Annotated in this window: 13 protein-coding genes; 12 read left to right on the top strand and 1 reads right to left on the bottom strand. The window is 35.8% G+C overall.

The genetic code is table 11. The features are described 5' to 3' along the window. Nucleotides 1–12 precede the first annotated feature (12 nt). Nucleotides 13–198 (bottom strand): 50S ribosomal protein L28, encoded by a 186-nt coding sequence (gene rpmB / locus LGAS_RS03775; RefSeq protein WP_003647522.1) that lies wholly within the window; start codon nt 196–198, stop codon nt 13–15. Between the two features lie 171 nt (nt 199–369). On the opposite strand from rpmB, the gene LGAS_RS03780 reads away from it, so the two are divergent. The 12 genes from LGAS_RS03780 (at nt 370) to rnc (ending at nt 14,549) form a co-directional block, all read left to right on the top strand. After that, nucleotides 370–732, top strand: coding sequence for an Asp23/Gls24 family envelope stress response protein (locus LGAS_RS03780; RefSeq protein ID WP_003647521.1), 363 nt, complete (start codon nt 370–372; stop codon nt 730–732). A 21-nt stretch (nt 733–753) separates the two neighbouring features. Then, a complete protein-coding gene (locus LGAS_RS03785; protein ID WP_003656372.1) occupies nt 754–2,418 on the top strand; it encodes a DAK2 domain-containing protein in 1,665 nt (554 codons plus the stop codon). A 3-nt stretch (nt 2,419–2,421) separates the two neighbouring features. Then, the gene (gene recG / locus LGAS_RS03790; protein ID WP_011678864.1) at nt 2,422–4,461 is read left to right on the top strand and encodes an ATP-dependent DNA helicase RecG; all 2,040 of its coding nucleotides are present in this window, start codon (nt 2,422–2,424) and stop codon (nt 4,459–4,461) included. A gap of 17 nt (nt 4,462–4,478) precedes the next feature. Beyond that, nucleotides 4,479–5,480, top strand: coding sequence for a phosphate acyltransferase PlsX (plsX, locus tag LGAS_RS03795; RefSeq protein WP_003647519.1), 1,002 nt, complete (start codon nt 4,479–4,481; stop codon nt 5,478–5,480). Nucleotides 5,481–5,535: 55 nt separating this feature from the next. Continuing rightward, complete coding sequence (gene acpP / locus LGAS_RS03800) at nt 5,536–5,778, top strand: acyl carrier protein (RefSeq protein WP_003647518.1); 243 nt, start codon at nt 5,536–5,538, stop codon at nt 5,776–5,778. 157 nt (nt 5,779–5,935) lie between these two features. Then, nucleotides 5,936–6,946 (top strand): ABC transporter ATP-binding protein, encoded by a 1,011-nt coding sequence (locus LGAS_RS03805; protein WP_025012232.1) that lies wholly within the window; start codon nt 5,936–5,938, stop codon nt 6,944–6,946. A gap of 6 nt (nt 6,947–6,952) precedes the next feature. Further along, nucleotides 6,953–7,921, top strand: a complete 969-nt coding sequence (locus LGAS_RS03810) for an ABC transporter ATP-binding protein (RefSeq protein ID WP_003647516.1) — start codon at nt 6,953–6,955, stop codon at nt 7,919–7,921. 2 nt (nt 7,922–7,923) lie between these two features. Then, nucleotides 7,924–8,886, top strand: a complete 963-nt coding sequence (opp4B, locus tag LGAS_RS03815; protein WP_003647515.1) for an oligopeptide ABC transporter permease — start codon at nt 7,924–7,926, stop codon at nt 8,884–8,886. A gap of 16 nt (nt 8,887–8,902) precedes the next feature. After that, nucleotides 8,903–9,817, top strand: coding sequence for an ABC transporter permease (locus LGAS_RS03820; protein ID WP_003647514.1), 915 nt, complete (start codon nt 8,903–8,905; stop codon nt 9,815–9,817). Between the two features lie 313 nt (nt 9,818–10,130). Continuing rightward, complete coding sequence (locus LGAS_RS03825; RefSeq protein WP_003647513.1) at nt 10,131–11,885, top strand: oligopeptide ABC transporter substrate-binding protein; 1,755 nt, start codon at nt 10,131–10,133, stop codon at nt 11,883–11,885. A 123-nt stretch (nt 11,886–12,008) separates the two neighbouring features. Continuing rightward, nucleotides 12,009–13,766 (top strand): oligopeptide ABC transporter substrate-binding protein, encoded by a 1,758-nt coding sequence (locus tag LGAS_RS03830; protein WP_003647512.1) that lies wholly within the window; start codon nt 12,009–12,011, stop codon nt 13,764–13,766. A 102-nt stretch (nt 13,767–13,868) separates the two neighbouring features. Next, complete coding sequence (gene rnc / locus LGAS_RS03835; RefSeq protein ID WP_003647511.1) at nt 13,869–14,549, top strand: ribonuclease III; 681 nt, start codon at nt 13,869–13,871, stop codon at nt 14,547–14,549. Nucleotides 14,550–14,552: the final 3 nt, after the last annotated feature.

Consider the following 14,552-nt stretch of genomic DNA (forward strand, 5'->3'; position numbering starts at 1 on the left):
TTTACTTCTTAATTAGGCACGTTTAACCTTACCGGATTTCAAAGCGCGAGCAGATACCCAAACACGCTTTGGCTTACCGTCAACAAGGATGCGAACTTTTTGAAGGTTTGGCTTCCATGAACGCCGCACGGAGTTCAAAGCCTTTGAACGCTTGTTACCAAAGACCGTCTTGCGGCCAGTAATAATGTCTTTTGCCATTTGTGCTAAACCCTCCTTTATTTGTGTTGTAGTACTTATCTAATTTATCACAGCTTTCAAATTTGTGCAATATTGTCTTTTCATTTTCTTAAAACTAACATTGTTGATATAAAAGCTTGCTGTGTTAAAATAAATTGAGAAAAAATTGTTCTTCGTTAATGGAGGAATACGATGGCTGTTAAAATTAAAACAAAGTATGGCTTAATTGATATTTCAAATAGTGTGATCGCTACTGTCGTTGGTGGCGCAGCAACTTCTAACTATGGTGTAGTTGGAATGGCTTCAAAGAACGCTTTGCGAGATGGAGCTTACACTATTTTAAATCGCGAAAATTATCGGCGCGGTGTAGTAATTAAAACTAATGATAATCAAATAGTCGTTGATGTATATATTATTGTGGGTTATGGTCTAAAAATTTCAGAAGTAAGTCACAATGTACAAGATAGTGTAAAATACAATCTTGAAAATCTTTTAGGCATTAAAACAAAATCTGTTAACGTCATTGTTCAAGGCGTAAAGATTTTAGACGATTAATGCAATCTGGAGGAGCTAATTGTGGTTTTAACTGAAATTAATAGTGATCAATTCAGAGATATGGTTCGTGCAGCAACTCATCGCATGGGCAAAAATGCTGAATTTGTGAATAAATTAAATGTTTTCCCAGTACCTGATGGTGATACTGGAACTAATATGAACTTAACCATCGAAAGTGGAGCTAAGGCAGTTAATGAAAACCTTAGTGAATCTGTTGGCGACTTAACCGAAAGTCTCTCAAAAGGAATGTTAATGGGGGCTCGTGGTAACAGTGGTGTTATTACTTCCCAACTCTTTAGAGGCTTTTATAAAGCTACAGAAGGTAAAAAGACCTTAACTGCACAAGATTTAGCTGATGCTTTTGCTAATGGTGTTTCAACTGCTTATAAGGCAGTTATGAAGCCTGTTGAAGGAACTATCTTAACTGTTGCTCGTGTTGCGGCTGAAGAAGGTAAAAACAAGGCAAATGAAACTGATGATGTCAGTGAAGTAATGAGAGCAGTAGTTGATGGTGCTAAAAAAGCTTTAAAGACTACACCAGATTTATTGCCAGTTTTAAAGCAAGTTGGAGTAGTTGACTCAGGTGGTCAAGGACTCGTATTTATTTATCAGGGCTTTTTAGAAGGAGTACTTGGTGAAAAAGATAATGATGATTATCAACTTGATGAAGGTGAAATGGATGAGTTAATTAATGCAGCTCACCATCAAGCTGAATCTGCACAAGTTCAATTGTCAACGAGTGATATTAAGAACGGTTACTGTACTGAAATAATGGTCGACTTGACTGCGGACATTCCAAACAAAGAGAAGTTTGACCTTGATCAATTCAGAGAGCATCTTTCTAATTTAGGTGATTCATTATTAGCAGTTTCTGATGGCGAAGTTGCTAAAGTTCACGTTCATACTGAACACCCAGGAGATGTCTTTACTTATGGCAAAAAATTTGGCCAATTAGGCAAAATTAAGATTGATAATATGCGAATTCAACACGAAACTATCTTAGAAAATAACGAAGAACAAGAAGAAAATGTTGATTTTGCAGTTATCGCAGTGGCTTCAGGTCACGGAATTCGTGAACTCTTTAAGAGTGAAGGCGTAAACAGAATCATTTCCGGTGGACAGACGATGAATCCATCCACTAAGGATATTATGGACGCAATCACTAAGTCAGGTGCTAAAAAAGCTATTATTTTACCAAATAACGGCAATATCATTATGGCAGCTAAGCAAGCTGCTGAGGTTAGCGATATTCCAGTTGGAATTGTGCCAACTAAGACAATTTCTCAAGGTTTAACTGCGATGCTTTCATTTGACCCTGACGCTTCAGTCGAAGAAAATGTTGAAGCAATGTCTGAAGACTTAGATACTGTTAAATCTGGTGAAGTTACGAAAGCAATTCGTGATACTAAGATCGATGATATCCAAGTTAAGAAAGATGATTATCTTGGAATTGTTGATGGTACAATTAAGGTTGATAATCCAGATCTAGTTGATACTACTGTATCGATGATTGAAAAGATGTTAGATGAAGATAGTGAAATAATCACTATTATGTATGGTAGCGATGCTACTAGAGAAGAAGCTGATGCAGTAGTTAAAAAACTAGAAGCAAGCCACGACGATTTAGAATTTGAAATTCATGATGGTGGCCAGCCAGTTTACTACTTCTTGGTATCCGTGGAATAAAATATGAATAATAAGCAGAGTAAGTTATTTGAACCAGTAACTGAGCTAAAGGGCGTAGGAGCTAAAACTGCTACGGCTTTAGCTGGTCTTGGCATCAATACAATTTATGATTTACTATTTTATTTTCCTTTTAGATATGATGACTTAGAGACTATCCCTCTTGATCAGATTGAAGATGGTCAAAAAGTCTTATTAAAGGGAATAGTGGTAACAGATCCGTTTGTTAGCCGATTTGGTTATCGAAAAACAAGGCTCAGCTTTAAAATGAAAATTGATCATGACATAATCATGGTCAATTTTTTTAATCAGCCTTGGTTAAAAGATAAGGTTGAATCAGGCAAGGAAGTTGCCGTTTATGGTAAGTATCAGGTGGCTAGACAATCACTAAGTGGCTTTAAGTTAGTAGCAGAAAAGAAAGAATCAGGCTTTGCCCCAATTTATTCTGTTAATCGGCATTTGAAGCAAAATAAGTTGCAAAAATTAATTGATCTTGCCTTAGAGGAAGTTTTACCTGAAGTTGGAGAAACAATTCCAGCAGCCTTACGAGAAAAGTATCGTCTGCTTTCTGACCAAATTTTAGTAGAAAAAATGCATCATCCTAAAAATGGTAATGAAGCAAAATTAGCGCGTAGAAGTGCTATTTTTAGGGAATTTTTTCTCTTTCAAGTGCAGCTTGCACAGCTTCTTTCTCAAAGGGATGAAGATGTGCCTGGGGTAGAAAAAAGATATGATTTAGCTGCTGTAAAAGAATTGATTCAAGCTATTCCTTTTGAATTATCAGATGATCAAAAAAAGGTAGTTAATGAAATTTTTGCTGATCTTCATTCTCCAAGGCAAATGAAAAGATTGCTTCAAGGAGATGTTGGTAGCGGTAAAACAGTTGTAGCAGTTTTTGCTATTTATGCCACAATTACTGCTGGCTTTCAAGCAGCTTTGATGGTTCCTACAGAAATTTTGGCTCAGCAGCATTTCGCTAAAGTGGACGAATTATTAAGGCCTTTGGGAGTTAGAGTTGCCTTATTAACTGGTGATACTAAAGAATTAGAAAAGAAAGAAATTTATCGTGAATTAGCTGACGGAACAATCAATGTAGTAATTGGAACACATGCTTTAATTCAAAAGGATGTCCATTTTAAGAACCTGGGTCTTGTAATTATTGATGAACAACATCGTTTTGGTGTTAATCAAAGAAATACATTAATCAAAAAGGGAGTTGCGCCAGACGTCTTAGCAATGACGGCAACGCCGATTCCGCGTACTTTAGCCTTAACAGTATATGGTGATATGGCAGTTTCAGAGATTCGTCATTTACCTAAAGGACGTAAACCTGTGGTTTCTTCATGGGCAACGTCGAGTAAGCTAAAAGAAGTTCTTGAATTAATGCGCTCACAGCTTGAAAAAGGTTTTCAAATTTATGTTGTAACTCCTTTGATTAGTGAATCAGAAAAAAGCGATTTGAAAAACGCTGAAGATCTGCAAGCTAGACTTGCTCATTACTTTAAAGATGAAAATGTAGTTTTACTTCATGGTCAAATGAAGGGCGATCAAAAGAATGAAATCATGGATAGTTTTGCAGCTGGAAAGATTGATATTCTTGTTACGACTAGTGTAATTGAAGTTGGCGTCGATGTTCCGAATGCAAATATGATGGTAATTTTTAACGCTGATCGCTTTGGTTTGAGTCAACTGCATCAGTTGCGTGGACGAATTGGGCGAGGCCAGACGCAAAGTTTCTGCGTTTTTGTGAGTGATCCTAAAACTGAAATTGGTAAAAAGCGGATGAATATAATTACATCTACCAGTAATGGTTTTAAACTAGCAGAAGAGGACTTGAAGCTACGAGGTGAAGGAGACGTTTTTGGTAAAGCGCAGTCTGGTTTACCTCAGTTTCAGGTTGGAGATGTGGTAAATGACTATAATACTTTGGTTACAGCTCAAAAAGAAGCTCGTGCATTAGTTAAAGCTGATCCTAATCTAGAAAGACCAGAAAATAAATTTTTACTAGAAGTGCTAAAATATAAGAAAGATTTGAATAATGATTGAAATTAAACGGAGTAAGTATGAAAAAGATTGCAATTGATGCGATGGGCGGAGAAAATGCCCCTAAGGCCATTATTGATGCTGTTTTAAAGGCAAAACCTAAACTAAAAGATATAGAATTTATTTTATTTGGGGATGCAGAGAAAATTAATCAATTGATCCCTAATGAGCAAAAAGAACGGATCGAAGTTGTCGCTACGAGTGAAGTTATTGTCGACAGCGACGAGCCTGTAAGAGCTATTAGACGAAAAAAAGACTCCTCGATGGTAGTTGCAGCTAACTATGTTAAAGCAGGAAAAGCAGATGCATTATTTTCATTAGGAAATACTGGAGCACTGCTTGCTTGCGGAATTTTTATTATTGGCAGAATTAAGGGTGTTGAACGTCCAGCGCTAATGCCAACGCTACCTAGTGCTAAGAGTGAACAAGGCTTTAATATTATTGACGTTGGTGCTAATGCGCAGAGCAAGCCTGAATATTTAGTCCAGTGGGCTCAAATGGCTAACTTTTATGCTCAAAAAGTTAGAAATATTCAAAATCCTACTGTTGCTTTGCTAAATAATGGTGCAGAAGATGATAAAGGAGATCCGCTTCATCAAGAAGCCTATAAGCTCTTAAAAGAGACTAAACTTAACTTTATTGGCAACGTTGAAGGAAATGACTTAATGGAAGGTAAGGCTGATGTAATTGTGACTGATGGCTTTACTGGAAATGCTACTCTTAAAGCTATTGAAGGAACTGCTAGTGTGATTCTACGTTTACTCAAAGATTCACTCTTAAATAATGGCTTACGTCCAAAAGTTGGCGCCTTGCTTGCTAAGCCAGGATTAACTGCCTTAAAGAAAAGATTTGATACAGCGAGATACGGTGGTGCGGTTTTATTAGGCGTTAATGCGCCTGTTGTTAAAACACATGGAAGATCTAATATTCGGCCCATCTACTACACTTTGTTACAAATTGATAAAATGCTTAGTCAAGATTTAGTTGGTGAATATAAAAAATACTTTAGTGAATCTCGCTAGACTTTAATAAAAAAATGCCTTAGAATTAAACTAAACTTTTTTGGAGGTTAAAGAAATGACCGAAGAGGAAATTTTTAATAAAATTGCTGATATGATTTCAGAACGTTTTAGCATTGATCGTGATAAGATCACTAAAGATTTGAATTTTCAGAATGATTTAGATGCAGATTCAATTGATTTCGTTGAGTTAGTAATGGATCTTGAAGATACATTTGGAGCAGAAATTCCAGATGATGACGCAGAAAAATTACAAACTGTTGGTGAAGCAGTAGAGTATATTAAGAATCACCAAAATTAAAATTTTAATCATTGAAATTTCAGAAGATACTGTCATTTTTCATTTACTTTTATAAAAGTTATTGAAATAGCAGTATCTTTTGTTTATAATAATGACATTAAATTGAAAATCTAATTGACTTTTAATAATGTCGTAAGGCTTGAGAGGAGAATGGCCTTTGGAAAAGCAAAGTGATCTTTTATTAGATATCGAACACTTGCATACCGCATATCGTTTGCACGGTAAGTTTTATGATGCCGCTGATGACATTAACTTAACCTTGAAACGAAATGAGATCTTGGCAGTTGTTGGTGAATCTGGTTGTGGTAAAAGTACAATTGCTTCAAGCATTATTGGTTTGTATGACCACAAAAATACGAGAGTAACCGGAGATATCTTGTACAATGAATTAAACTTAGTTAACTTAAATGAATCATTGTTTAACAAAATTCGTGGAAACAATATTGGAATGATTTTCCAGGATCCATTGGCATCTCTTAATCCTTTAATGAAGGTTGGAGATCAAGTTGCTGAGACACTTTACTACCATACTGATATGGACGAGAAAGCTCGTCATGCACGCGTAATTGAGCTCTTTAACCAAGTTGGTATGCCACGTCCTGAAGAAATGTATGAGATGTATCCACATGAATTATCTGGTGGATTGCGTCAACGTGTGGTAATTGCGATTGCAATTGCATGTAAACCAGAAATCATCATTGCTGATGAGCCAACTACAGCTTTAGATGTTACTATTCAGGCACAGATTTTGGATTTACTTAAGGAAATTCAAAAAGAGTCGCGTTCAGGAATTATTTTGATTACTCACGACTTAGGTGTTGTTGCTGAAACCGCTGATCAAGTGGCAGTTATGTATGCTGGACAAATTGTTGAAAAAGCAGATGTTAAAACAATTTTTGAAAATCCACTTCATCCATATACACGTTCACTTCTTCATTCAATGCCACAGACAGATGATGAAAGCCAAGATCTTCACGTGATTCATGGAACAGTTCCTTCGCTAATCAATATGCCTAGAACTGGTGACAGATTTGCCGCAAGAATTCCTTGGATTCCAGCTAGTGCTCATGAAGAGAACCCTAAGATTCATGAAGTTGAACCAGGACACTTTGTAAGATGTACTTGCTGGCAAAGCTTCCATTTCCAAGATGAAGAAAAGAAAGGATAGGAAATTATGGCCGATGAAATAATCGAAATAAAAAATTTAAAAGTTCACTATCCAATTCGTTCTGGCTTCTGGAATAGAGTTACTGGATATGTCAAAGCCGTAGATGGAATTAATCTTTCTATCAAAGAAGGAGAAACTTATGGCTTAATTGGTGAATCAGGTTCAGGTAAATCAACAACTGGTAAGGCAATTGTTGGGGTTGAAAAGGTAACCAGTGGACAAATTTTATACAAGGGCGTTGATGTAACTAAAGCCTCAAACCGTAAGAGACTTAACTATAACAAAGATGTTCAAATGATTTTCCAGGATTCTATGTCTAGTTTGAACCCTAGAAAACGTATTGAAGATATTATTGCTGAGCCAATTAGAAACTTCGAAAATTTAACTACTGATGAAGAAAGAAAGAGAGTTCAGGAACTCTTAGATATCGTTGGAATGCCTAGTGATGCAATTTATAAGTATCCACACGAATTCTCTGGTGGCCAACGTCAAAGAATTGGTGTAGCACGTGCTGTTGCTACTCATCCTAAGCTTATTGTGGCTGATGAACCAACCTCAGCCTTGGACTTATCAGTGCAAGCACAGGTTTTGAACTTTATGAAGCATATTCAACAAGAATACAATATTGCTTACCTCTTCATTTCACACGATTTAGGTGTTGTAAAGCACATGTCAGAAGACATTGCGATTATGCACCGCGGACGCTTTGTCGAAATAGGTAAACGTGATCAAATTTACAAGAATCCAATGCATATTTATACTAAACGTTTACTTTCAGCAATTCCTGTTGTTGACGTTGAACATAGAGAACAACACAAGGAAGAGCGTCAACGTGTAGAAAAAGAATTCTTGCAAGATCAAGACAAATGGTACGAAAAAGATGGTCGTGTCTTACCACTTCAAAAAGTTGGCGATCGTCATTTCGTTGCATTGCCTAAAGAAATGATTAAGCAAGAATTGAAGGAGGGAGAATAGGTATGTGGAAAACGGTTTTACGTCGAATCCTGATTATGATCCCCCAGTTACTTATCTTGAGTTTACTAGTCTTTATTTTGGCTAAAATGATGCCTGGTGACCCATTTACTGGAATGATTAATCCGAATTCAGACCCTAAGGAAATTGCAAGATTAAGACAAGAATATGGATTAAATGATCCAGTTTGGGTGCAATATACTCGCTGGCTAGGAAATATGTTCCATGGTGATTTAGGGCAATCATACATTCAGAAGGTTCCAGTTACTTCTTTAATTTGGGATCGTGCAGTTAATACCTTCTGGTTGTCTTTAATGACTGTTGTTTTAACTTACTTAATCGCAATTCCATTAGGTGTTACAGCAGGTCGTCACCAAGATGAATGGCAAGATCACGGTGTACAAATATTTAACTACATTACTTACGCTGTGCCTCCGTTTGTTTTCTACATTTTAGGTATTTGGCTATTTGGATTTACATTAGGTTGGTTCCCAATTTCTGGTTCCGTTAGTGCTGATGTTAATCCAGGAACTTTGGCTTACTTCTGGAGTAGGTTCTATCACTTGATTTTACCTTCAATTCTTTGTGCTTTGATTTCTACTACAGCAATCGTTCAATACTTGAGAACTGGTATTGTTGACAACAAGGTTGAAGATTACGTAAGAACTGCTCGTAGTAAAGGTGTTCCAGAAAATGTTGTCTTTAATAAACATATTTTAAGAAACTCACTTTTACCAATCGCTGCTTTCTTTGGTAACACTATTACTGGTTTATTGTCAGGTTCAATGGTTATTGAATCAGTCTTTAGTTACCCTGGTATGGGTAAGTTGTTCCTAGACTCTATTGGACAACGTGACTATACTACTTTGACAGCCTTAATTTTATTATTTGGTGTGTTAACTTTAATTGGTAACTTATTATCTGATATTATCATGAGTATCATTGACCCAAGAATTCGGATCAAGTAGGGAGGAGTAGAAAATTATGGCTAAAGATAAAAATACATCGAAAAAAGATCAAAATGCTAAAACCTCTCTACCACCATCTGGATTTAAGATTATCGTTCGCGAGGTTTGGCGTGATAAGGTAGCATTTGCTTCATTTTGTATTATCGTTGCTATCTTACTATTTACTTTTGTTGGCTCATTGTTCCTAAACAAGAGCCAAGTAACAGAAATTAATATTGCTGAGGCATATTATGGATGGGGTGAATCAGGTCACATCTTTGGTACTGATGACGGTGGTCGTGACATCTTGAAGTTATTAATGATGGGTGGACGTAACTCTATTTTAATTGGTCTATCTGTTACTGTACTTTGTGAAGGTGTTGGACTTTTAGTTGGTTTATTCTCTGGTTACTTTGGTGGAGTTACTGATGCAGTTATTATGCGTATTGTAGACTTTATCCAAATTTTGCCACAATTCCCAATTATCATTGTTTTGACTACTGTTATTCCTAACTACAATGCCGGAACTTTAGTATTATTAATTTCTATGTTTGGATGGACATCGACTGCTAGATACTTCCGTGCCTTTGTTCTTTCACAGAGAGAACGTGAGTATGTTTTAGCTTCAAAGACTTCTGGTTCGTCTAATTTAACAATTATTTTCCGAGAAGTTTTGCCAAACATTACTTCAGCGTTGGTTATCGATGTCGTATTGATGATCGCTGGTAACATTGGTATTGAAACTACCCTATCTTTCTTGGGATATGGACTACCAACTACTACGCCATCACTTGGTACTTTAATTGGATTTGCTAACGACCCAGTTAACGTTACTACTCGTCCATGGTTATGGATGCCAGCAACATTTTTATTGCTAATTATTTCATTGAGTATTAACTACGTTGGTCGTGCTCTTCAAAGAGCTGGAGACGCTCGTCAACGTGAAAATTAAATTTAATTGTATCAACATTAAAAAGCAACTCATAATTGAGTTGCTTTTTTTGTATATATAGCTAAAAATGCAGCTAATATACTAATTTATTTATTTAAATAATGGGCATAAGCTTAATTTTTGACTTTGAAAATAAAATTTTTATGGAATTGATAACAATTGCTTAACGTTGATATATCAAGATGTGTGGCTGAAAAGAATAAATTAAAATGAAGAAATATTAAAATTAATTGAGCAAAAGCGTTGTATTATGAGTTTGATGATGATACTATTAAACCATCAACTTGTCCCAAATAGATGGAGGAATATAACTATGAAGAAAGCCAAACTATTTGGAAGTTTAACTTTACTTTCTGGTGTTGCTTTAACATTAGCAGCATGTGGTAACAATTCAAATTCAAAAGTAGATAACCCAACTAAGAGTTTTAAAGAAGCTACTCCTAAGAAGGCCGTTAAGAAGGGCGGTACTGTAAGTGTAGCTCTTGAAACTGATACTCCAATTACCGGTATCTTTTTAAATGAACTTTCAGATACTCAAACTGACTCTGATGCAATGGCTCCTGGTAATGAAGCTTTATTTGATACAAATGATACTTATCAAATTAATGATAAGGGACCTGCTACCTTAAAATTAGATAATAAAAATAAAACTGCTACTATCACCGTTAAAAAAGGTGTAAAGTGGTCAGATGGCAAGCAAGTAACTGCTAAGGATATTGAATATTCTTATGAAATTATTGCAAATAAAGCAACAAAATCTTCTCGTTATACTGAATCACTTCAAAATATTGTTGGTTTAAGTGAATATCACGATGGAAAATCTAACACTATTTCGGGTATTGAAATGCCAGATGGTGAAAATGGTAGAACTGTAGTACTTCACTTTAAGGAAATGAAACCTGGTATGAAGTTTAGTGGTAATGGTTATTTCTGGGAAGCTGCAGCACCATACCATTACTTAAAGGATGTTCCATTTAATAAGTTACAATCCTCTGATCAAGTAAGAAAGAACCCACTATTCTTTGGCCCATATAAGATGAGTAAGGTGGTTCGTGGTCAAGCCGTAACCTTTGTACCTAATAAGTATTACTGGAGAGGTACTCCAAAATTGGATAAGGTTACTATTCAAGTTTTGAACCCTAACTCTGCTTCTCAAGCTATTAAGAGTCACAAGTATGATATTGCGGGTGTTGTTAACTCGCAATGGAAGAATGTGGCTAATACCAATAACGTTAACTGGATTGCAAATATTCCATTAGCTTACAGTTACTTAGGCTTTAAAGTAGGTAAGTGGGATGGAGCTAAAGGCGAAAACGTAATGAATAAGGATGCTAAGATGAACAATAAATCATTACGTCAAGCTATTGCTTATGGTATGAATGTTTCTGCTGTAACGAAACGTTATACTAATGGCTTAACTTTCCATATTCCAACTTTAATTCCAAAACAATTTGGTAAATATTACGATAAGAATGTTAAAGGTTACGACTACAATATCAAGAAAGGTAATGAAATTCTTGATAAAGCAGGCTACAAGAAGAAGGGTAAATATCGTGTACAACCAAATGGCAAACCTTTAACTATTCGTTTAGCCGCTATGACTGGTAACTCTACCCAAGAGCCAATCATTCAAAACTACATTCAACAATGGAAGAAGTTAGGCTTGAATGTTAAGTTAACTGGTGGCCGTTTGATGGAAATGAACTCCTTCTATAACAAGGTTCAAAATGATTCTAAAGACGTTGACATGTTCATGGGTGCATGGTCATTATCTTCAGAACCATCACCAAATGACTTGTACAGTGTAAAGGCTCCTTACAACTTTACTCGTTTTGTAACTGCTAAGAATACTAAGTTACTTCAGGAAATGGATTCTGAAAAGTCATTTAACACAAACTACCGTGTCAAGAAGTTCCATGAATGGCAAAAGTACATGAATGATGAAGCTTATGTTGTTCCAGTATCTAACAGTTACAATGTAAATGCTGTTAACAGCAAGATTACTGGTTACTCATTGAAACCTTCAGCTGCCAACAGTCTTTGGTACAATGTTGGAATTGCAAAATAACAATTTAAAAAAGATTTTCGAAAAGGTCGTCAAGTTGACGATCTTTTTTGTGATTTGTTAAAAATTTTTTCAGTGCTAAAATTAAATATATCAACTTGTCCAATATTATTGGAGGAAAATTTAATGAAGAAAGGCAAATTAATTAGCACATTAACTTTGCTTTCAGGTGTTGCCTTAACTCTAGCAGCCTGTGGTAATAACAATCAAGATACGAGTCACCCTAATTTTAAGGAGTATACTCCTAAGAAAGCAATTAAGAATGGTGGTAGCGTTAGTGTTGCTGTAGTTACGGATACACCTTTTACAGGAATTTTTAACGATGAGTTATCGACTAACAATACCGACTCAGAAGTTATGCAATATGGTGATGAGTCATTGTTTGCAACTAACGACACCTATAAGTATATTAAAGGTGGAGCTGCTGATATTAAGATTAATAAAAACGCAAAAACTGCAACAATTACTATTAATCCAAAAGTTAAGTGGTCAGATGGCCAGCCATTAGTTGCTAAAGATTATGAATATGCCTATGAAATTATTGCTAACAAGGCAACTCATTCTCAACGTTATACGTCAAGTTTGGCTGAACTTGAAGGATTAGAAGAATATCATGAAGGAAAATCTGATACTATTTCTGGTATTGAAATGCCTGAGGGTGAAAATGGTCGTACAGTAGTACTTCACTTTAAAGAAATGAAGCCTGGCATGAACCAAAGTGGTAATGGTTATATTTGGGAGGCAGCTGCTCCTTACCATTACTTAAAAGATGTTCCGTTTGACAAGCTGATTTCAAGTAATAAGGTTCGTAAGAATCCATTGTTCTATGGCCCTTACAAGGTAAATAAGGTTGTTCGTGGACAATCAGTATCATGGGTTCCAAATGAACATTATTACAAGGGTAAGCCACACTTAAATAAGATTACAGCTTCGGTAATTACACCAGCTTCAGTTGCTCAATCAATTAAGAGTAATAAGTTTGATGTAACTCAAGTAAGTAATTCGCAATGGCCAAATATTAAAGGAACTAAGGGAGTAAACTTCATTGCAAATATTCCACTTTCATATTCTTACTTAGGCTTCAAAGTAGGTAAGTGGGATTCGGCTAAGGGCGAAAATGTGATGAACAAGGATGCTAAGATGAATAACAAAGCATTGCGTCAAGCTATTGCCTACGGCATGAATGTTGATCAAGTTTACAAGAGATATTCATATGGTCTTTCATTTAGAATTCCTACTTTAATTCCAAAGCAATTCGGTGATTACTTCGATAAGGATGTTAAGGGTTATACTTATAACATTAAAAAGGGTAACGAATTACTTGATAAGGCAGGCTACAAGAAGAAGGGGACTTACCGTGTTCAACCAAATGGCAAGCCTTTGACTATTCGGTTAGCTGCGATGACTGGTAGTAAGGTTCAAGAACCAATTATTCAAAATTACATCCAGCAATGGAAGAAATTGGGCTTGAATGTTAAGTTAACTAGTGGTCGTTTGATGGAAATGAACTCTTTCTATGATAAAGTTCAAAATGACTCTAAAGACGTTGATATGTTTATTGGTGCATGGTCACTTTCTTCAGAACCTTCACCTCAAGATTTGTATGGTACTAAGGCTCCATTTAACTACAGTAGATTTGTTACTAAAGAAAATACTGATTTATTAAACGATATTGATTCTCAAAAAGCCTTTAATAACAGCTACAGAGTTAAGAAGTTCCACCAATGGCAAGCATATATGGACAAGGAAGCTTACGTTGTTCCAGTTTCAAATAGTTACAGTATTTATGCTGTTAACAACAAGTTAACTGGTTATTCATTAGCTCCATCTAAGAGTATGGGTGGCGGATTCCCTAACTGGTACTACGTTGGTTATGCTAAATAAATCAAATAAACAAAGGTGCGACTGATGATCGCGCCTTTTTCTTTAGCTTTTTTTAATAGCAGAAAATAGGTATAATTAAAGGGTTAAAGAAAGGAAGCAACTATGGTTTCAGTAGCTTTTAAAAAAAACTTAAAAGAAAAATACGGAATAAAGTTTAATAACGAAAATTTACTTGAAGATGCATTTACTCATTCTTCTTATGCAAATGAACATCCTGGAAGAAAAGATTATGAAAAGCTAGAGTTCTTGGGGGATGCTGTTCTTGAATTAGCTGTATCTGATTATTTGTATCGGCATTTTCCCAGATTAAATGAAGGCGAATTAACGAGAATGCGTTCTAATATTGTTAGAACTGAGGGATTTTCTGAATTTGCGATTGAATGTGGTTTCCCTGCAGAAATTAATCTGGGTAAAGGAGAAGAGAAGGCTGGCGCTAGAAAACGTAAGACCTTACTTGAAGATGTCTTTGAGGCCTTTAATGGAGCCTTGTTCTTAGATCAAGGAATGCCAGCTGTACAACATTTTTTGCATTTAACAGTTTATCCTTTGATTGCCGAAGGAGATTTTAATGCTTCACGTGATTATAAGACTGAGCTTCAAGAACGTCTGCAAGTAAATGGGCCAGTGAAGATTGAATATCAAGTAATTGCCGAAGATGAATCAAAGCCATCCTTTAAAGTACAATTACTTGTTAATGATAAAAAGATTTCTGAAGGACAAGGCCGCAATAAAAAAGCTGCCGAGCAGCAAGCAGCACAAGCTGCATTAGATAAAAATAAATAAGAA

This window comes from Lactobacillus gasseri ATCC 33323 = JCM 1131 (genome assembly GCF_000014425.1).
In the GTDB taxonomy this organism is placed as follows: domain Bacteria; phylum Bacillota; class Bacilli; order Lactobacillales; family Lactobacillaceae; genus Lactobacillus; species Lactobacillus gasseri.